The following is an 18,917-nucleotide window of genomic DNA, read 5'->3' as shown; positions in this document are numbered from 1 at the left end:
ATAGAACTCGGTACAGTCGGCACGTTGTTAACGTTTCGTTGACACCCATTGCGTGCGGCCCCCCCGATTGCCGCGCGCCCGTTCATACCTTTGGAGAGAGAGGTGCGTTTCATGAAGCGTCATTTGCTGGTCACCGCCGTGTGCACCGCCCTGACCATGCCATCGCTTGCGATGGCACAGGATTCAGGTGAAGTGACTCAACTGGACAAGGTCACGGTGACAGGGTCGTTGATTCCCCGGTCCCAGGTCGAAACCGCGACCCCGGTGTTTTCGATCACCGCCCAGGACATCCAGCGCCGCGGCTTCAAGGACGTCTACGACGTGCTGCGCTCGCAACCGATGGCTACCGGCTCGGTCCAGGACGGTCAGTTCAGTGGCGGCTTCACTGCCGGCGCCAAATCGCTGAGCCTGCTCGGCCTGGACCCCGGCTTCACCCTGGTGCTGATCGACGGCCGGCCGATGGCCGATTACCCACTGCTCTACAACGGCCAGAGCAATTTCGTCGACCTGGCCAGCGTGCCAGTGGGCATGGTCGAACGCATCGACGTGGCGCCGGGCAACCAGTCCTCGATCTACGGCTCCAGCGCCATTGCCGGCGTGGTCAACATCATCCTGAAGAAGCGCATGGACGGCGTGCAGATGAATTACCGCATGGGCACCTACGACGGGGGTGGCGGCAACAACCAGCGCTTCCAGCTCACCGGTGGCAACGAAATCGGTGGCGCCAACATCGTGTGGGGCCTGCAGCTCAACAATCAGGATCCGATCTACGGCTACCAGCGCCGCGATTTCGATTCCACCAGCGACAATCCTGACCCGACCCTGCGTTACGGCTCACGCATTGCCTTGCATAACCTGCCCGCCACCTATCTCGATCCGGGAGCCGAAAATTGCGCTGCATTGGGACCGCTGTTCAATGGCTCGGTGCAGTACGACAACCGCGCCAACCGCGGCAACTTCTGCAGCAGCCGCACCGAGCCGGGCTACGCCAGCATCCTTAACAAGGAACGCAGCGCCAGCGGCTATGCCAACCTGAGCTATGCCTTCAACGACAACGTCGAGCTGTACTCGACCCTGCTGCTCAATCGCACCAAGGTCGAGGTCAATAGTGGCCCCCGCTTCTGGCAGACATCCTCCGATACCGGTGGTTATTTCTACAATCAGGACAGCCAGCAGCTCGAAAGCTATCAACGCATCTTTGCGCCGGAAGAAACCGGCAATCAAAACTTCAACAACGACCGCCAGACTGCCGATTCCTACAACATCGCGCTTGGCCTGAAAGGCGGCCTGGGTGCCAGCAACTGGACCTACGATGCCTACTACGCACGCTCGGAGTATCGCATCGAAAGCCGTCAGCAGTGGCCGCTGGCCGATCGCATCGAAGATTTCTTCCGCGAACAGTTCCTTGGCGCTCCGCAGGGCGAGTACTACGGCTACCCGATCTATTCGCCCAACGATGCCAACTTCTATCGCGCCTTGACGCCGGCGCAGTACCGCAGCTTCAACGACGAAATCCGCACCAAGTCCCGGACCTGGACCCAGAACGTCAACCTGCAGCTGACCAACACCGAGTTGTTCAACCTGCCGGCCGGTGCGGTCGGCGTCGCCGGTGTGGTGCAGGCCGGTAATCAGTACTGGACCAACCCGACCGACCAACGCGTGATCGCTGGCGACTTCTACCAGCTGACCGGCACCCAGGGCAGCGGCAAGCGCGAGAACTGGGCGGCGGCCTTCGAAATGCGGGTGCCGATCCTGAGCACCTTGACCGCCAATCTGTCGGGCCGCTACGACGACTACAAGAACCAGGGCGGCGGTGGTGATTCCAAGTTCACCTACAAGGCCGCGCTGGAATTCCGTCCGATCGATTCGCTGCTGTTCCGCGGCAATTACGCCACCGCGTTCAAGGCACCGGACATGGCGTTTTCCTTCGCTGGCGATAGCGGCTTCTTCCAGGGCGTCAACGATTACTACCGTTGCGCACTCGAAGAACCCAACGTGCCGATCGCCGACTGCACCTATGGCGGCACCAGCATCCAGGGCCGTCGGTCCGGCAATGCGGATCTGAAGTCGATCACCGCAAAGTCCTGGGGTGCCGGCGTGGTGTGGTCGCCGAGCGCAAGCTTCAGCGTCAACGCCGATTACTACAACATCAAGATCGATGACAAGGTCAGCGACCTGAGCACCGATGCCCTGCTGCAGAACGAATCGGCCTGCCGGCTCGGCGCCCTGGATATCAACTCGCCGACCTGCGTCGACGCGCTGTCGCGCATCGATCGCACGGCCGCCGATGCGCCGGTACCCAATCGCCTGAGCAACATCCGCATCAACCCGGTCAATATTTCCAACGAGGAAATCTCCGGCGTGCTGACCAAGGCGACCTACAACCTGGCTACCGACTCCTGGGGCCTGTTCGTGTTCGACGCGCAATACAACCTCACGCTCAAGCATGAAAGTCAGCAGTTCCCGCAAGACCCGGTGCGCGACCTGCTGAGCGAGCCGTTCTTCTCTTCCGAGTTCCGCAGCATCACCAATGCCTCGATCACCTGGCAGAAGGATGCGTGGACCACCACCTTGTTCGGCCAGCGTTACGGACGTACGCCCAACTTCACCGCACAGCAAAGCACCGATGGCTATGCGGTGGAAGGCGCACGCAAGGTCGGTGCGTGGACCACGCTCAATGCCACGCTGGACTATGCGGTCAACGACGACATCTCGCTGACCGCCACGGTCAACAACCTGGCTGACACCCGGCCGCCGCGCGATCGCACCTACAGCAGCTATCCGTACTACAACATCTTCAACTACACCGGTTACGGGCGTTCCTACATGCTGGAGCTCAACTGGCGTTTCGGCGCGCACTGAGTCAGCCAGAGTGGTATTTGCCAACGGCAGCCACGGGGCTGCCGTTGGCGTTTTGAGACAAGCGTTTTTGGATCGAGCGCTTGGGGATCGCCGCTGCTGCGAGTGGGCGAACTTGGAGTGGCCAGACACGACGAGGCTGGCGACACGCAGGCACTTTGTTTGCTGCCACACTGCATGCGTCGCGGCGGCGTCTCCGCGTCGTTTCGCTGGCCGTTGTCAGCGTGCGTCGGTCTGGATCAGGCCGGCATGCAACAAGGCCTGCCGCAGCGGCTCCAGCTGCGTGGCGTAGCGCCGCCATTCTTCGACGTTGCGCCCATGCACGCCTTCGCGCACCTGCACGCTGCTCAGCGTGGCCGATGCGGCCGCATTGCGGGTGATATCGATCTGCCCAGGCTCGATCTGCAGCCCACAGCGCGCCATCAACTGCTGCAACACCGCGGATGGATCGCGCACCATCTGCGCATAGTCCACATCGATCACCCGGCCCGGCAATGCCGCGCGCCACTGCGCCATCAGGGCGTGATACGCCTGATAGTGGCGCGCCAGCGTGTGCAGGTCGTAGCTGTAGGCGTAAGAATCACCGAACAGCGCGCGGTAATTGGAGAAGCACACCGCCATCGGCTCGCGTACCAGCTGCACGATCAATGCCCCCGGCAAGGCGCGCGCGATCGCGCCGATCGCCACTGCATTGGCCGGTAGCTTGTCGATGTACCAGCGTGCCGATCCGGCTCGCCATTGCGTCTGTTCCAGGTAACGCGCGCCGATCTGCGCGTAGTCCAGCGTCGGCAAGGCCTGCAGCAGCCGCGCATCCAGCAGGCTGCGACCGGCCTGGTCGGCGCCCCAGCGTAGTTGATGGCCGAAGTCGTTCAACTCGCCAGCCGACACCACCTGAGAATGATTACCCAGCATCCGCTCCAGCACCGTGGTGCCCGAGCGCGGCAAACCGAGCACGAAGATCGGTTGCGGGCCGTGCGCGACAGGGGCTTGCTGCGCGGCGAACACGCCCTGGTCGGCCAATGCACCCAGCTGCGCGTACAACGCCGCCTCGGCTTCGGCGTCATGACGCAGGCGTGCATGCATCACCGCGTTGCCGTGCTGTAGCGCGTCCCAGGCGGCCTCGGTCTGGCCGAGGTCTTCCAGCTCCTTGTACAGCGCGAACGCCAGCCCGGCGCGATCTTCGCTGTCGGGCTTGGCGAGCTGCAACTGTTGACGCAGTTGTTCCACATGGTTGCTGCTGGCGCTCTGCCGGCGCAGGCGCGCACGCGTCAACGCCGCGCGGCCATAGCCGGGCGTGTGCGCCAGCGCATGCTCCAGCGCCTGCGCCGCTTCATCGAGGCGACCATTGAACTGCAACTGCACCGCAAGGAAAAAACGGAAATCCGGTCCATCGAATCCGCAGGCCTGCGCGCGCTGCATCATCGCCAGTGCGTCGACATGTTCGCCCAGCGATTGATGCACGTGCGCGAGCAAGGCCAAGGTCGCGCCGTCCTGGCACTGCGTCACCGACGGGTGCCGCAGCAAGGCATGCAGTGCGCGATGCTCGCCGACCCGCAACAAGGCCTGCGCCACGCGGCAACGCATCGCCACGTCGTCGCCGAGATCGCCTGCGGCCAGCCGCAGCTGCGCAACCGCCTCGCGCATCCTGCCATTGGCCAGCACGGTGCCGGCCAGCAGCACGCGGGCCGACACATGCGCCGGCTCCACCTCCAGCAGCGCCTGCAACGCAGACGCCGCCACACCCAGGTCGCGGCGTGCCAACGCGGCCTGCGCGGTCTGCCAGTGCACCGCGCCGGCGGACGCGGCCATCAGCTGGACAGATGCTCGATGGCGGCGACGCTGCCGAGACGGTCGCCGAGCTTCTTCAGCAGGGCCAGGCGATTGGCGCGCAGTTGCGCGTCTTCGGCATTGACCATCACCCCGTCAAAGAACGCGTCCACCTGCGGGCGCAACCGCGCCAGGCGTGCGAGCACGGCGACGTAGTCGTGCCGGTGCAGCGCATCGCCGGTATCGCCGATGGCCGCTTCCACCGCTTCGGCCAGGGCTTCTTCGGCCGGTTCGCGCAGCAGGCTGGTGTCGATGTCGCCGGGGATCTCGCCCTCGACCTTGCGCAGGATGTTGCGGATGCGCTTGTTGGCTGCCGCCAGGGCCTCGGCTTCGGGCAGCGTGGCGAAGATGCCGATCGCATCGATACGGCGGTCGAAGTCGTAGAGGGAGCCGTGGGTCGCGCCCAGGTGCGCTCCTACGAGCCCTGTAGGAGCGCCCTCGGGCGCGACCGAGAACAGTGCGGCGACCGCGTTGAAGTGCGTGGCAGGAACGCCCTTGTCTGCGTAGTAGCCGCGTAGGCGGTCGAGGATGAAGTCAAAAATCTCTGCATCTTGACCCGCCTGCGCCAACGCGGTGTGTGCGTCCTTTTCAACAGATGGCGGCAAGGCAGCACCGGCATCTTTTGCTTTGGTGATCGCAGTTTCTGTCTTGAGCAATTGTCTGGCACTTGCTTGGACATTGATCTGATTTCTAGCCTCTACAAGCAACTCTTTCAAATCCAGATCAAACCCACTCTCAATCACCGTCCGCGCCAACCCCAGGGCATTGCGCCGCAGCGCGAACGGGTCCTTGTTGCCGGTCGGCTTCAAACCGGCCGCAAAGCCACCGGCCAAGGTATCCAGCCGTTCGGCAATCGCCAGCACCTTGCCCAGCGGCGACAGTGCGATGTCGTCGCCGGAAAAACGCGGCTGGTAGGCCTCGTCGATGGCCAGCGAAATCTCGCTCGGCTCACCGGCGGCCTTGGCGTAATGACGCCCTGCAATGCCCTGCAGCTCCGGGAATTCGTTGACCATGCGCGATTGCAGGTCGTTCTTGGCCAGCTGCGCGACGCGGCGCGCCTGCGCCGGATCGGCACCGACCTGCGGCGCGATCGCCTCGGCCAGCGCCGCCACGCGCGCGACCTTGTCGGCCACCGTGCCCAGCTTGGCCTGATAGGTGACGCTGGCCAGACCGGCGCCCATCGCCTCCAGGCCCTGCTTGAGGTCTTCGTCGAAGAAGAACTTGGCATCGGCAAAACGCGGACGGATCACCCGCTCGTAGCCCTTGGCAACTTCGGCCACGTCCTTGGAGGCGATATTGGCGATGCCGATGAACTGCTCGGTCAGCTTGCCGCCGTCGTCCAGCACCGGGAAGAACTTCTGGTTGATCTCCATGGTTTCGATCAGCGCTTCCTGCGGCACCGCCAGGAAGTCGCGCTCGAAACTGCACAGCACCGCCGACGGCCATTCGACCAGGTTGACCACCTGCTCCAGGTTGTCGTCGCTGATGCGCGCACTGCCGCCGGCCTGCCTGGCGGCGGCTTCGACCTCTTCGACGATGCGCGCACGGCGTGCGTCCGCATCCACCAGCACATGCGCCGCGCGCAAGGTCTCGACGTAATCGCCCGGTGCCGCCAGCGATACCTCGCCCTGATGCATGAAACGGTGCCCGCGGCTGAGGCGATCGCCGCGCACGCCCAGCAGCTCGGCCGGAACAACGCTGTCGCCGAACAGCAGCACCAGCCACTGCACCGGCCGCGCAAAGGCGTATTCGTGCGCGCCCCAGCGCATCGGCTTGGGGATCGGCATCGCGGCGATCGCCTCGCGCAGGATGTCGGGCAGCAGGTCGGCGGTGCGCGCGCCCGGCGTCACCGCGCGGTGCACGAAGCGCTCGCCCTTGGCGTCGCTGGTGCGCTCCAGCGCGGTCCAGTCGATCCCGGCCTTGGCCGCGAAACCGGCCAGCGCCTTGGTCGGCTTGCCCTCGGCATCCAGCGCGATGTTGAGATACGGCCCCAGCACTTCCGAGCGCTGCTCGGGCTGCTCGGTGGCCACGCCCGGCAGCAGCACCGCCAGGCGGCGCGGCGTGGACAGCGGCTTGGCATCGCCACGGGTGACCGCGACGCCGCGCTTTTCCAGACCATGCAGCACGCCATCGAAGAAAGCCTGCGCCAGACCCGGCAGCGCCTTGACCGGCAGCTCTTCGGTGCCCAGTTCGATCAGCAGGGGAAGTTGTTCGCTCATAAGACGTGGACCTTTACGTGTTCCCTTCTCCGGTCGGGAGAAGGTGCCCCGAGGGGGCGGATGAGGGTACGGGCGAAGCTCTGAGGAGTCTGGGTGCAGGAGGGCTGCGCCTCGTCCCCTCACCCCAATCCCTTTCCCGAGGGGAGAGGGGCTTGCGGGTCCCTTCTCCCACCGGGAGGAAGGTGCCCCGAAGGGGCGGATGAGGGTACGGGCGAAGCTCTGGGGAGTCTGGGTGCAGGAGGGCTGCGCCTCCGTACCCTCACCCCAACCCCTCTCCTGGGGGAGAGGGCTCGGTTACTTCTTCACCCCGGGAAAGCCCAGCTTCTCGCGTTGTGCGTAATACGCCTGCGCCACGCCCTGCGCCAGCGCACGCACGCGCAGGATGTAACGCTGGCGTTCGGTCACGCTGATCGCGCGGCGCGCATCCAGCAGGTTGAACGCATGGCTGGCCTTGGTGACCTGCTCGTAGGCCGGCAGCGGCAGGCCGACCTCGACCAGGTGCCTGGCTTCGGCTTCGCAGGCGTCGAAGCGATGAAACAGCTCGGCCACATTGGCATGCTCGAAGTTGTAGGCGCTGTGTTCCACCTCGTTCTGGTGGTACACATCGCCGTAGCTTACCGGCGTGCCGTCCGGGCCGTAGGTCCATACCAGGTCGTAGACGTTGTCGCAGCTCTGCAGATACATGCACAGCCGTTCCAGCCCGTAGGTGATCTCGCCCAGCACCGGTTTGCATTCCAGTCCGCCGGCCTGCTGGAAGTAGGTGAACTGGGTGACCTCCATCCCGTTGAGCCAGACTTCCCAGCCCAGGCCCCAGGCGCCGAGCGTCGGCGACTCCCAGTTGTCCTCGACAAAGCGCAGGTCGTGCACCAGCGGATCGATGCCCAAGGCCTTGAGCGACCCCAGGTACAGGTCCTGGATGTTGTCCGGGTTGGGCTTCATCGCCACCTGGTACTGGTAATAGCGCTGCAGGCGGTTGGGGTTTTCGCCGTAGCGGCCGTCGGTGGGGCGGCGCGAGGGCTGCACGTAGGCCGCATTCCACGGCTCTGGTCCCAGCGCGCGCAGGAAGGTGGCCGGATGGAACGTGCCTGCGCCCACTTCCAGGTCCAGCGGCTGGATCAGCACACAGCCTTGCTCGGCCCAGTACTGGTTGAGGGTCTGGATCAGGCCCTGGAAAGTGATTGGAACGCGCCGAGAATCGGACATGCAGCAAAGGCCGTGCGGAAGGGGTGCGCTAGTATACCGGCCGGCCCGCAGCGCTTTGCCGCGGAGCACCGCTGCAGGGGAACATCGAACATGGAACAGCGGCGTACGGCCGATCCAGAGGGTACGGTAGCGATCCTGCCGCGCGGCCGGTTGATGTTCGACCCGGTGGCTGCCGCGTTGCTCGCCGATGGCATGGTGGTGCCGCACGAACACGAGCGCGTGCAGTTCTCCGCCGCCGGCGTGCGCAATGCCAGCGAGGTGCATCCGCTGGTGCTGCTGGCCAACCTCAAATTGCATGCCGCGCAGCCGCCGGCCGGCGAACTCGGGCTGGAACGGCTGACCGAATGGCTGGCCACCCGCACCGGCCTGCGCTATCTGCGCATCGATCCCACCCGCATCGATGTGGCCGCGGTTACCGGCGTGGTCTCGCATGCGTATGCGCGCCGCCACCGCATTCTGCCGCTGGCGCTGGATGCCGAGCGCGTGCTGATCGCCACCAGCGAGCCGCTGGCGCTGGACTGGCTGGCCGACGTGCAGCATCTGAGCCGGCGTCGCATCGAGCTGGCACTGATCAACCCGCTGGACCTGCATCGCTACACGATGGAGTTCTTTGGGGTGACCCAGTCGGTGCGCGGCGCGCGCGGCGATGTGCGCAGCGCCGAACCGGGTGCCGGCCTGCCCAGTTTCGAGCAGCTGGTGGAACTGGGCCGCGCCGGCGACGTCAATGCCGACGACCACCACATCGTGCATATCGTCGACTGGCTGCTGCAGTACGCCTACGAACAGCGCGCCAGCGACATCCATCTGGAGCCGCGTCGCGAGGCCGGGCGAATGCGCTTCCGCATCGACGGGGTGCTGCACAAGGTGCTGGAAGTGCCGCCGTCGGTGATGACCGCGGTGGTCAGCCGCATCAAGGTGCTCGGCCGCATGGACCTGGCCGAACGCCGCCGCCCGCAGGACGGCCGCATCAAGACCCGTTCGCCGGGCGGGCGCGAGGTGGAAATGCGCCTGTCCACGATGCCCACCGCGTTCGGCGAGAAGTGCGTGATGCGCATCTTCGACCCGGATTCGGCGTTCAAGAGCATCGAGCAGCTCGGCTTCAGCCCGGAAGAGGCCGCCGGCTGGAGCGCGCTGGTCGAGCGCCCGCACGGCATCGTGCTGGTCACCGGCCCGACCGGTTCGGGCAAGACCACCACGCTGTATTCCACGCTCAAGCGTTTGGCCACGCCGGACGTGAACGTATGCAGCGTCGAGGACCCGATCGAAATGATCGCGCCCGAGTTCAACCAGATGCAGGTGCAGCAGAACATCGACCTGGATTTTGCCAGCGGCGTGCGCACGTTGCTGCGCCAGGACCCGGACATCATCATGATCGGCGAAATCCGCGACCTGGAGACCGCGCAGATGGCGGTGCAGGCCTCGCTGACCGGGCATCTGGTGCTGTCCACGCTGCACACCAACGACGCCGCCTCGGCGATCACCCGTCTGCTGGACCTGGGCGTGCCGCATTACCTGGTGGCGTCCACGCTCAACGGGGTGCTGGCGCAGCGGCTGGTACGCACCCTGTGCGTGCACTGCAAGCGCCCGCACACGCTCAGCGACGATGAGTGGGCGGCGATCCGCGAGCCGGGCGAAGCGCTGCCGGAGGTGCTGAACGTGCATGCGCCGGTCGGCTGCCTGGAATGCCGCCGCACTGGCTATCTGGGCCGTGTCGGCCTGTACGAGTTGCTGCCGGTGAACCCGCGCCTGCGCAGCCTGATCCGCGCCGACACCGACCTGGCCAGCTTCAGCCACGCCGCGCGTGGCGAGGGCTTGCGTACGCTGCGGCGCACCGGCCTGGAAAAGGTCGCCGCCGGGCTGACCACGGTGGAAGAGGTATTGTCGGTGTTGCCGCCGCGGGACTAGGCCGATCGCCTGGGACGTGCACTGTTGTCGGCACAGGCGATCCCTCATCCCAACCCCCGCTCCGCGCCCCGGCGCGCGTTTGCGACGCGGGCGCTCCAAGGCACGCGCGCCAGTGGCGCGCAAGCCGTGCCCGCTGGCCCCGGCGGGAGAGGCGCCCAGCTCTCCCACCGTTTGCTCCCTTCTCCCACCGGGAGAAGGTGCCCGACGGGCGGATGAGGGTACGTCGGCACGCACATGCCGCCATTGGCAGGAACCAGGCATCACCATTGACCAACTACACGGCACGGCCGAGTACAACCAGATCAGCGGCGCACGATCACCGCGGCAACCGAGTCGGGAACCGACGTGGCACAAACCATCTCAGCCATCACTGCTCTTACATCTACACAGCGCAGGTAACCAACCCCAGCCATCAGCACATAGCCATTCGGCATAACCTTAGCTGCATGCGTTGGCACGCCAATTGAAAAAAACCGGCCGGTGCTGCCTACAATCGGGCGCATCCGTCGCTGCTGGATCTTCGTCCGCATGTCCGCCCTGCCGTTCCTGATCATCGAAACCGGGCATCCCGTGCCGGAGATGAAGCGATACGGCCGTTTTCGGCACTGGATCCGGGTCGCGGCCGGGCTGGCCGAGCATGAGACCGTCGCCATCGACGTCGCCAACGGCGGCCGCCTGCCCGACCGCGGCGGCTTTGCCGGCACCATCGTCAGCGGCTCGGCCGCCTACGTCACCGACCGTGCCGACTGGAGCGAGCGCAGTGCCGCATGGCTGCGCGATGCCGCCCACCAGGGCATGCCGCTGCTGGGCATCTGCTACGGGCACCAGCTGCTGGCGCACGCGCTGGGTGGCGAAGTCGACTACAACCCGGCCGGGCGCGAGTCCGGCACCATCGCGCTGGAATTGCACCCGCCAGCCGAGCAGGACCCGTTGTTTGCCGGCTTGCCGGCGCACTTCCCGGCGCATGCCACGCATCTGCAGACGGTGGTGCGCGCCCCGGATGGCGCCATCGTGCTGGCGCATTCGCGGCAGGACCGCTGCCATGCCTTCCGCTGGGGGCAGGCCACCTGGGGCGTGCAGTTCCACCCCGAGTTCGCCACCCACCACATGCGCGGCTATGTGCAGGCGCGCGCCGAGTGCATCGCCCGCCACGGGCACTGCGCCCGCACGGTGGCCCGCGAGGTCACCGCCGCGCCGATCGCCCGCAAGCTGCTGCGCCGGTTCGTGCATCACGCACGCGGCCTGCAAACAGTGAACGCTCATCCCGCCGCACACACGCAAAAGCAGCGATAATCGCGCTACGCCGGATGGTCCGGTGCGTATCGATCCGGAATGGGAATGAGCGAAATCCGCAAGGTGCCGGCGTCTGCCGGCGCAGAATGGCTGTTGACCGGTTTCTCGCTGTTGAAGCGGGCGCCGCTGGCGCTTGGCTCGCTGGGGGTGATCTGGAGCGTGGCGGCCACCCTGGTGGTGTCGCTGTCGGTGCTGGTGCCGCTGCTGGGCCCAGCCCTGCAGTTCCTGCTGGTGCTGGCCGGCCCGCTGTTCATGGGCGGCCTGCTGTGGGCGATCCGCGAGGTCGACGAAGGCCGCATCGCCAAGCCGTCGCATCTGCTGCACGGCCTGCAGGACGGCCGCGCGCCGCATCTGCTGGTGTCGCTGCTGCCGCAGCTGATCGCCGGCCTGCTGCTGGGCGTGCTGTTGCTGGTGATGATCGGCGCCAGCGGGCTGCAGCAGTTGTCCGAGGTGATGATCAAGATCAACCAGATCAGCCAGTCCGGCGCGCAGCCGGACCCGGTGCAGATCGAGCAGCTGGCCGCCAGCCTGCCGGCCGGCCGCATCCTGCTGTGGCTGCTGCTGACCATCGCCACCTTCGCGGCGATGACGCTGGCACTGTTCGTGATGCCGCCGCAGGTGATGTTCGACCGCAGTACCGGCGGTCATGCGCTGCGCGAGAGCCTGCGCGCCAGCCTGCACAACCTGCCGGCGATGCTGGTGTTCTTCGTGCTGGCCTTCATCGCCATCTTCGCGATCTATTTCGCGGTGATGATCGTGGCGCTGATCGTCGGCCTGGTGGCCGGCCAGACCGTGGCGATGTGGCTGGCCCAGCTGCTGCTGATGGCGGTGCTGATGCCGGTGTTCGCCGGCTCGGTCTACGCCGCCTGGAAGCAGATGTTCAGCCACGACGGCGCCGTCGCCCGGCCGGCCCCGCCCTCGCGCCCGGACGTGTTCGCGGCCTGATCGTATTGACCGGGGATGTGGTTGCCGCCGCAGGCCCTCGCTCCGTAGGAGCGCACCTGGGCGCGACGAAGCCTTCCTCGGGAAAGCCCGGTCGCGCCCGGGTGCGCTCCTACGTGGGTGATTGCGTCCGGGGCGATGCCGGGTTGCGCACCTGCATGTCGGCGCGCGCCTGCAGCCAAGGCGCTAGGCGGGCTTGGGCCCCACCGCACGCGAGGCGATGATGCCCAGCTCGTAGAGCAGGCACATCGGAATGGCCAGCATCAGCTGCGAGACCACGTCCGGCGGGGTGAGCACCGCGGCCAGGATGAAGATCCCGACGATGGCATAGCCGCGGCCTTCGCTCAGCTGCTTGGGGCTGACCCAGCCCAGCAGCACCAGGATCACCAGCGCCACCGGCAGTTCGAAACTCGCACCGAAGGCGAAGAAGATCGCCAGCACGAAATCCAGGTACGAATTGGCGTCCGGGGTAATGGCAATCACGTCCGGCTTGAACGTGGTCAAAAAGTGGAACACCGCCGGCAACACCAGGAAATACGCGAATGCGCAGCCGATGTAGAACAGCGCCACCGCCGAGGCCAGCAAGGGGAATGCGAGTTTCTTTTCGCGCTGGTACAGGCCCGGCGCCACGAAGGCCCAGGCCTGGTACAGCAGCCACGGCACGCTGACGAACACCGCCACGAAGAAGGTCAGCTTGAGCGGTGCGAAGAACGCGCCGGCCGGGTTCATCGCGATCATCGTCTGCCCCAGCGGCAGCTGCGAAATCAGCGGCGCGGCCAGCCACGAATAGATCGCCCGCGAAAATGGCAGCAACGCCAGCAGCACCACGCCCAGGCCGATCAGGGCGCGCACCAGGCGCGCGCGCAATTCGACCAGATGCTCGATCAGACTGCTTTCGGCCTGTGCGTCGTCGAACAGGCTCACGGCGGTTTCTCCTGGATCTTGCCCGGCGCGGCCAGCGGCGTCGCGGTGCCCGGCTCGATCGGCGTCGCGCTCACCGGTGTCTGTGCGCTGGTGGTATGCGCGGCATGCGGGGCCGGTACCACCGTTTGATGCGGTGCCGGCGCAATCGGCTGGGCCTGGGCAATGACCGGCGCCGCAGATTCAGGCGCGTCCGCGCCACCTCCTGCCGACGCGGCGGTCGCCCCGGCAGACAGATCCGCATGCGCCAGCTCCAGCGGCGTCGCCACCGGTGTGGCCGGGCTGCGGATATCGATATCGCGCCCGACCTCGTCGTGCAGCGCGCGGGCGCCCTGCTCCAGATGCTGCTGCTTGTTGCGCAGCTGGTCTTCGGCTTCGCGCAGCGAGGCCTGCACATCCTGCAGGCTACGCTTGAGCTCTTCGGCTTCCAGCTCGCGCTCCAGTTCCTGCTTGACCGAATCCCACTGCATGCGCGCGCGGCGCACCCACAGTCCGGCAAACCGGGCCGCCTTTGGCAGGCGCTCGGGACCGAGCACGACCAGGGCGACGATCGCAATCAGCGTCAGTTCGCCAACACCTATGTCAAACACCGACGCCGCTCCGGATCAACGCGCGTCGCGATCGCGCTCGGCCTGCGCCTGCCGTGCCTGTTCGGCCGTGCGGGTGTCGTCACCGAGCTTGCCGGCCGGCTTGTCGTCGTCGTGCATGCCTTTCTTGAATTCTTTGACCGCGCTGCCGAGATCCTTGGCACCGCTGGTGAGCCGCTTGGTACCGAACACCAGCAACACGATCACCAGCACGATCAGCCAGTGCCAAATGCTGAAACCGCCCATGATCTGCTCGCTTGCTGAAGAAGAAGGAGCACGCAGGATACCCCAGCGCACCGCGCAGGGGGATGACAGCCCGTCAGCGGTTGCCGTCCAGCGATTCGGTGCGGATTTCGCCATCGGACACCGGCTGGAAGCCCTGCTGCGGCGGTGGCGTCGTGCTGGGCTGCATCGGCACGGTGCTGGCCTCGTTGACCGCCGGCGGCGGCGTGGCGGCCGCCTGTGCCGGTGGCGGCGTTGCCGGACGCGGCGCGCCGGACGCGTCGTCGGCACTGCCATCGGTACCGCGATTGGCGCGTGCGGTGTAGGTCGCCTCTTCCAGGCGGTCGCGGAAGGCGGTCACGTCGGTGGAGGCACGCTCGTTGGTGCGCCCTTCGAAGATCATGCGCGGGGTGGCGCCGCCACCGTAGGCGTTGAGGTCGGCGGCATCGTCGATCTGCAGCACCGCGCCGTCCAGCGCCACGCCGGCGAACAGGCCCCGGGCGCGCGACCACGACCAGATTTCGGCCTTGAGCTGGCCGTCGGTGGCGGCGGCGGCATTGCGGCCGACCGGGCCGGCGGCCACGCCGGCATCGGCCCCGAGGGTGAACTTGCCGTTGACGATGTTGTCCAGGCTACGGTCGTTGCGGAACACCAGCACCACGTCGGAGGACTGCACGCCGGCCTGGAAGCCGATGCTGCCGCCGGTGAGCTTGACGAACACCGGCTGCGACCAGCTGCCGTCGGCGTTTTTCATCGACATCAGGCCGTGCCCGCGCCGGCCGCCGATCACCAGCCCGGCCTTGAGCGTGTCGGGGATGACCACGATGGCGCGCGCTTCGTCGAGCAGCTTGTCCGGGATCGCCTGCTCGGGAATCTTCATGATCTCATTGAGCACGCGCACCGCGTTACGCGCGCGCTGGTCCTCTTCCGGACCGGCGACGGCATGGCCGGCGGCGAAGGTGAGCGACAACAACAGGGCCAGGCGCGACAGACGAGGCATGACAAGCTCCAAAGGACAATCGTCAAAGATAGCAATGGCGCGACGTTAGTGGTGGCGCAATGAATCGGTGGTGAGCGCAGCCGGGGGGTGTCAGAGGCGGTCAATGGGAGCGATCGATGCGCTGTCCTCGGCAGCACCGCTGCGCTCTGCCAGAATGGGACGCATGAACACCCCCCCCGATACCGCCCTGCTGGTCGTCAATCTCGGCACCCCCGAGTCGCCCACCGCCCCGGCCGTGCGCCGTTACCTAGCCGAGTTCCTCAGCGACCGCCGCGTGGTGGCGATCCCGCCGCTGTTCTGGAAGCCGCTGCTGTATGGGGTGATCCTGCCGATCCGCGGGCCCAAGTCGGCCGAGAAGTACGCCAAGGTCTGGCTGCCGGACGGCTCGCCGCTGGCGGTGTACACGCGCCGTCTGGCCGAGGGCCTGAAAGAGGTCATGCCGGGCTGGCACGTGGAGTGGGCCATGCGCTATGGCGCCCCGGCGCTGCGCAAGACGCTGGATGGTCTGCGCGCGCGCGGTATCAGACGCATCGTGGTGCTGCCGCTGTATCCGCAGTATTCCACCACCACCACCGCCTCGATCCAGGACGTGATCGATGCCTGGCGCCCGAGCGCGCCGGAGATCGCGGTGGAGGTGATCCAGGACTATTGCGAAGACGCCGGCTGGGTCGCGGCGATCGCCGATTCGATCCGCGCGCACTGGCAGGCGCACGGGCGCAGCGAGAAGCTGATGTTCTCCTTCCACGGCCTGCCGCAGCGCGTGGCCAATGCCGGCGACCCGTATCCTCAGCAATGCGAGCGCAGCGCGCAGGCCATCGTCACCGCGCTCGGCCTGGGCGCGGACGAATGGCAGATGGGCTACCAGTCGCGCTTCGGTTCGGAACGCTGGCTGCAGCCGTACGCCGAGCCGACCTTGTGGAAACTGGCCGAAGGCGGCGTGCGCAGCTTCGACCTGGTCTGCCCGGGTTTTGCCACCGACTGCCTGGAAACCCTGGAAGAAGTGGCGCTGGGCTTTGCCGAAACGCTGGCCGAACGCGGCGCCACGCTCAGCTATATCCCCTGCCTCAACGCCAGCCCGGCGCATGCGCAGGCACTGGCCGCGTTGGCGCGACGCGCGTGAGGTTGGAGCCGTTTGCGTGCGACCTGGCGATCGGCCGGGTCACCGGGCTGCGCAATCCCGAACGTGGCCCGCGCCGGGTGCTGGCGCTGCATGGCTGGCTCGACAATGCCGCCAGCTTCCTGCCGCTGAGCGCGCATCTGCACGCGCGGGACCTTGACCTGGTATTGCTGGATCTGCCCGGTCACGGCCACAGCGCGTGGTTGCCGACCGGCGCCGAGTACACGCTCAGCAGCGCAATCGCGATCCTGCTGCAGGTGGCCGATGGTCTGGGCTGGGAGCGCTTCAGCGTGCTCGGGCATTCGCTGGGCGGCGGCGTTGCCAGCCTGCTGGCCGCTGCGGCGCCGGAACGCATCGAGGCACTGATCGCGATCGAGGCGCTGGGCGCGCTGGCCGAGCCGGTCGAGAGCACCGCCACCCGCCTGCGCGACGCGGTGGCCTCGGCGCGCACGCTGGCGCAGCGGCCGTTGCGGGTGTTTCCGTCGATGGAGATGCCGGTGCGCGCACGCATGATGGCCAACCAGCTCACCGAAGCGGCCGCGCGGCTGCTGGTGGAGCGCGGCGTGCGCGCGGTCGAAGGCGGCTACAGCTGGTGCAGCGACCCGCGCCTGACCTTGCCCACTGCAATCCGCATGACCGAAGCGCAGATCGACGTGCTGCTGGCCTCCATCGCCTGCCCGACCCAGGCCATCTTCGCCACGCCGGCGCAGGTGTACTTCCCAGATGCCTTGCGCGATCACCGCGTGGCGCTGATGCGCGATGCACGCCTGCATCTATTGCCGGGCACGCATCATGTGCACATGGAAGCACCGGAAGCGGTGGCGGCGGTGATCAATGGTTTTCTGGCGTCGTTGCCGCCGCCGCACACGTGATGCGTGGAATGCGTGCATGCGTCCTGCGCGATGCCACGCCGCTGACGTTCGTGCTTGTTGCCTTGCATGCGACAGCAGACCTCAGTGCCAGCAGGCATCGTCAGCGGCACACGGCATCCTGGCACGGTTGAGCTAGCGCAATGGGCCATCCAGACCGGCTTGTCGCCGCGATCGAATCCTTCGAGCAGTGGAGTTTGCCAGGGACGTTCCTGGAGACGGTGCACGCGTCGCCGCAACTGGATCCGGACGATCGCCGGCGCCTGGATGAGGTCTGGTCGGTGGCCTGCGACGCCGACCATTGGGGATCGGCACGCGAGCTGCAGGCCGGCATCGCGGCCATCGAGTGTGCCCTGACCAGGCGCTTTGCGTGGCTGTCGCCGCTGGCCTGCCGGCACCTTGCGCGCGCCGCGTCTTACCAATGGCGCTAGCGCAGCCGCGTGACGCTATGGCGCTTCGCTAGCCGCGTCATCGCGCAGCATCTCTCCGAAAGCCCGAAGCGCACTGGCGCCCCGACTTCGCGCCTTAATCGTTGCAGGAGCGCTGCCACAGCGACGGCAACTGCATCGCGACGACCTGCCTCACTCCACCTGCAACAACCGCCGCAACTGTGCCTTGAGCTGGCGGCCGTGCTCGTGGAAATAGCTGCGCTCGTCGCGCCAGGCGGGGAAGCGTTGTTCCACCTCGGCCCAGAACGCGGGCGAGTGGTTGGCATGCAGCAGGTGGCAGAGCTCGTGCACCAGCACGTATTCGAACGCCGACGGGCGGCCGAGCACCAGCGCCAGATCCAGCGCCATCGAGCCATCCGGCGCCAGCGAGCCCCACTGCGAGGACATCACCTTCAGCCGCACCCGCGCCGGTGCGCGCGGCAGGCCGGGCAGATAGGTGGGCAACCAGCGGCCGACATCGGCGCGCGCCTGCGCCTCGTAGAATTCCTTCAGCGTGCGGCGCAGGCCTGCATCCCCCAGGCGGGGCGGCACATGGAACTGCGCGCCGTCATCGGTAACCTCGATGCGTGCATAGCGCCCGTCGTGCCAGCTGAGCGGCAACAGGGCCCCGCGTAGCGGCAACAACCCTGGCACGCCACGCTCCAGCACCGGAAACGCATCGACCTGCTGATAACGCGACAACTGGATGCTCAGCCAGTCCAGATGCGCCTGCAGAAAGCGTTCGCCGGCCACCAGGCTTGCGCGCAGCGGCAAGGTCAGCCGCGCGCCGCGTTCGTCCACGCTGAGCTTGACGCGCCGCGCACGCGGGTCGCGCACACGCAGCACCGCGATCTCGCGCCCGTCCAATTGCAGGCGCAGGCAATCGCGTTCGACAACCTGCGGGGCGGGCGCGACAAGGCGGCGGACGGGCTTGAACATGGGCACAGGATAGCGCTGCGATGTGTCAGGTGGTGAGACCGGGCGATTGATGCATTCGATGCTGGCGCTACTTCTTTGAGCGGCTGGCAAACGACGCAGCCCACCGCCAGGTGGGTGCAGCCGACGTCGGTAGATCTACGGCCTGGCTGCAGGCCCCTTGCCCGCCCAGCACGGCCAAGTTTCTGTGCCTTGGGCCTCGTACTGGATAGCGCGAATGGAACAGCTGCAGAGCGGCGGATCTGCGCCTTGGCTGCGGGGCCCTTGCCCGCTCACCATCGCAGGACACGCCGCAAGTACGTCCATGTAGGCTCTTACGCGGCATCCATGCCGCGTAAGGTCCTGCGACGGCGAGCGGGCAAGGGCCAGTCGAGATGGTTGGTCTTTTTGAAGCAGTCGCCCGTGCGATAGCTCAATCGTAGAGCAGATGATCTGCGGCCTGGCTGCAGGGCCCTCGCCCGCCCACCATCGCAGGACACGCCGCAAGTACGTCCATGTAGGCTCTTACGCGGCATCCATGCCGCGTAAGGTCCCGCGACGGTGAGCGGGCAAGGGCCAGTCGAGATGGTTGGTGTGCATGTTTGCAAGC

16 protein-coding genes are annotated in these 18,917 nt (G+C 66.7%); 7 read left to right on the top strand and 9 right to left on the bottom strand.

Translation table 11 applies throughout. From position 1 onward, the window contains the following. The first annotated feature begins 171 nt into the window (after positions 1-171). Positions 172-2,862, top strand: coding sequence for a TonB-dependent receptor (locus tag FHT08_RS17190; protein ID WP_208409118.1), 2,691 nt, complete (start codon positions 172-174; stop codon positions 2,860-2,862). A 216-nt stretch (positions 2,863-3,078) separates the two neighbouring features. On the opposite strand, the gene FHT08_RS17185 is transcribed toward FHT08_RS17190, so the two are convergent. The 3 genes from FHT08_RS17185 to glyQ form a co-directional block, all read right to left on the bottom strand. After that, complete coding sequence (locus FHT08_RS17185; protein WP_166775997.1) at positions 3,079-4,668, bottom strand: sulfotransferase; 1,590 nt, start codon at positions 4,666-4,668, stop codon at positions 3,079-3,081. Continuing rightward, positions 4,668-6,905, bottom strand: coding sequence for a glycine--tRNA ligase subunit beta (glyS, locus tag FHT08_RS17180; RefSeq protein ID WP_166775995.1), 2,238 nt, complete (start codon positions 6,903-6,905; stop codon positions 4,668-4,670). The genes FHT08_RS17185 and glyS overlap by 1 nt, the downstream gene beginning before the upstream one ends. A 294-nt stretch (positions 6,906-7,199) precedes the next feature. Continuing rightward, positions 7,200-8,108: a glycine--tRNA ligase subunit alpha gene (gene glyQ / locus FHT08_RS17175; RefSeq protein WP_047130550.1), complete on the bottom strand. Its 909-nt coding sequence runs from the start codon at positions 8,106-8,108 to the stop codon at positions 7,200-7,202. A gap of 90 nt (positions 8,109-8,198) precedes the next feature. Between glyQ and FHT08_RS17170 the strand changes: the two genes are divergently transcribed. After that, positions 8,199-10,013 (top strand): GspE/PulE family protein, encoded by a 1,815-nt coding sequence (locus tag FHT08_RS17170; protein WP_166775993.1) that lies wholly within the window; start codon positions 8,199-8,201, stop codon positions 10,011-10,013. Positions 10,014-10,315: 302 nt separating this feature from the next. Here FHT08_RS17170 and FHT08_RS17165 read toward each other — a convergent pair whose 3' ends face one another. Beyond that, entirely contained in the window at positions 10,316-10,543 is a 228-nt protein-coding gene (locus FHT08_RS17165) for a hypothetical protein (protein WP_146096319.1), read from the bottom strand. On the opposite strand from FHT08_RS17165, the gene FHT08_RS17160 reads away from it, so the two are divergent. Continuing rightward, entirely contained in the window at positions 10,542-11,306 is a 765-nt protein-coding gene (locus FHT08_RS17160) for a glutamine amidotransferase (protein ID WP_047130548.1), read from the top strand. The two genes, FHT08_RS17165 and FHT08_RS17160, sit on opposite strands and share 2 nt — an antisense overlap. A 45-nt stretch (positions 11,307-11,351) precedes the next feature. Beyond that, positions 11,352-12,251, top strand: coding sequence for a BPSS1780 family membrane protein (locus tag FHT08_RS17155; RefSeq protein WP_047130547.1), 900 nt, complete (start codon positions 11,352-11,354; stop codon positions 12,249-12,251). A 183-nt stretch (positions 12,252-12,434) separates the two neighbouring features. On the opposite strand, the gene tatC is transcribed toward FHT08_RS17155, so the two are convergent. The 4 genes from tatC to FHT08_RS17135 all read right to left on the bottom strand — a co-directional run bounded on the left by tatC (position 12,435) and on the right by FHT08_RS17135 (position 14,978). Then, the gene (gene tatC, locus FHT08_RS17150; RefSeq protein ID WP_016904254.1) at positions 12,435-13,172 is read right to left on the bottom strand and encodes a twin-arginine translocase subunit TatC; all 738 of its coding nucleotides are present in this window, start codon (positions 13,170-13,172) and stop codon (positions 12,435-12,437) included. Next, on the bottom strand, positions 13,169-13,759 hold the full coding sequence (tatB, locus tag FHT08_RS17145) for a Sec-independent protein translocase protein TatB (protein ID WP_166775991.1): 591 nt from the start codon (positions 13,757-13,759) through the stop codon (positions 13,169-13,171). Before tatB ends, tatC begins: the two co-directional genes overlap by 4 nt. 15 nt (positions 13,760-13,774) lie before the next feature. Beyond that, the gene (gene tatA / locus FHT08_RS17140; RefSeq protein ID WP_047130545.1) at positions 13,775-14,002 is read right to left on the bottom strand and encodes a Sec-independent protein translocase subunit TatA; all 228 of its coding nucleotides are present in this window, start codon (positions 14,000-14,002) and stop codon (positions 13,775-13,777) included. A gap of 73 nt (positions 14,003-14,075) precedes the next feature. Then, on the bottom strand, positions 14,076-14,978 hold the full coding sequence (locus FHT08_RS17135; RefSeq protein WP_166775989.1) for a YSC84-related protein: 903 nt from the start codon (positions 14,976-14,978) through the stop codon (positions 14,076-14,078). 154 nt (positions 14,979-15,132) lie between these two features. Between FHT08_RS17135 and hemH the strand changes: the two genes are divergently transcribed. The 3 genes from hemH to FHT08_RS17120 all read left to right on the top strand — a co-directional run bounded on the left by hemH (position 15,133) and on the right by FHT08_RS17120 (position 17,395). After that, positions 15,133-16,098 carry a ferrochelatase gene (gene hemH, locus FHT08_RS17130; protein ID WP_047130578.1) on the top strand — a complete coding sequence of 322 codons (966 nt, stop codon included), beginning with the start codon at positions 15,133-15,135 and terminating at the stop codon, positions 16,096-16,098. A gap of 2 nt (positions 16,099-16,100) precedes the next feature. Further along, positions 16,101-16,967, top strand: coding sequence for an alpha/beta hydrolase (locus FHT08_RS17125; protein ID WP_166776245.1), 867 nt, complete (start codon positions 16,101-16,103; stop codon positions 16,965-16,967). Between the two features lie 140 nt (positions 16,968-17,107). After that, positions 17,108-17,395, top strand: a complete 288-nt coding sequence (locus FHT08_RS17120; protein WP_024937605.1) for a hypothetical protein — start codon at positions 17,108-17,110, stop codon at positions 17,393-17,395. Between the two features lie 150 nt (positions 17,396-17,545). On the opposite strand, the gene FHT08_RS17115 is transcribed toward FHT08_RS17120, so the two are convergent. Further along, positions 17,546-18,331 carry a SprT family zinc-dependent metalloprotease gene (locus FHT08_RS17115; RefSeq protein ID WP_166775987.1) on the bottom strand — a complete coding sequence of 262 codons (786 nt, stop codon included), beginning with the start codon at positions 18,329-18,331 and terminating at the stop codon, positions 17,546-17,548. Positions 18,332-18,917: the final 586 nt, after the last annotated feature.

The sequence above is a fragment of the Xanthomonas sp. CFBP 8151 genome (assembly GCF_011761885.1).
Classification (GTDB): domain Bacteria; phylum Pseudomonadota; class Gammaproteobacteria; order Xanthomonadales; family Xanthomonadaceae; genus Xanthomonas; species Xanthomonas arboricola_B.
Note: the sequence above shows the minus strand (reverse complement) of the source record. Positions and strands in the feature narration are given on the sequence as shown.

Excerpts from the sequence above, each read along its gene's own strand:
- FHT08_RS17190 (WP_208409118.1), top strand. The coding sequence starts at position 172 with ATGGCACAGGATTCAGGTGAAGTGACTCAACTGGACAAGGTCACGGTG.
- FHT08_RS17185 (WP_166775997.1), bottom strand. The coding sequence starts at position 4,668 with ATGGCCGCGTCCGCCGGCGCGGTGCACTGGCAGACCGCGCAGGCCGCG.
- glyS (WP_166775995.1), bottom strand. The coding sequence starts at position 6,905 with ATGAGCGAACAACTTCCCCTGCTGATCGAACTGGGCACCGAAGAGCTG.
- glyQ (WP_047130550.1), bottom strand. The coding sequence starts at position 8,108 with ATGTCCGATTCTCGGCGCGTTCCAATCACTTTCCAGGGCCTGATCCAG.
- FHT08_RS17170 (WP_166775993.1), top strand. The coding sequence starts at position 8,199 with ATGGAACAGCGGCGTACGGCCGATCCAGAGGGTACGGTAGCGATCCTG.
- FHT08_RS17160 (WP_047130548.1), top strand. The coding sequence starts at position 10,542 with ATGTCCGCCCTGCCGTTCCTGATCATCGAAACCGGGCATCCCGTGCCG.
- FHT08_RS17165 (WP_146096319.1), bottom strand. The coding sequence starts at position 10,543 with ATGCGGACGAAGATCCAGCAGCGACGGATGCGCCCGATTGTAGGCAGC.
- FHT08_RS17155 (WP_047130547.1), top strand. The coding sequence starts at position 11,352 with ATGAGCGAAATCCGCAAGGTGCCGGCGTCTGCCGGCGCAGAATGGCTG.
- tatA (WP_047130545.1), bottom strand. The coding sequence starts at position 14,002 with ATGGGCGGTTTCAGCATTTGGCACTGGCTGATCGTGCTGGTGATCGTG.
- FHT08_RS17135 (WP_166775989.1), bottom strand. The coding sequence starts at position 14,978 with ATGCCTCGTCTGTCGCGCCTGGCCCTGTTGTTGTCGCTCACCTTCGCC.
- hemH (WP_047130578.1), top strand. The coding sequence starts at position 15,133 with ATGGGACGCATGAACACCCCCCCCGATACCGCCCTGCTGGTCGTCAAT.
- FHT08_RS17120 (WP_024937605.1), top strand. The coding sequence starts at position 17,108 with ATGGGCCATCCAGACCGGCTTGTCGCCGCGATCGAATCCTTCGAGCAG.
- FHT08_RS17115 (WP_166775987.1), bottom strand. The coding sequence starts at position 18,331 with ATGTTCAAGCCCGTCCGCCGCCTTGTCGCGCCCGCCCCGCAGGTTGTC.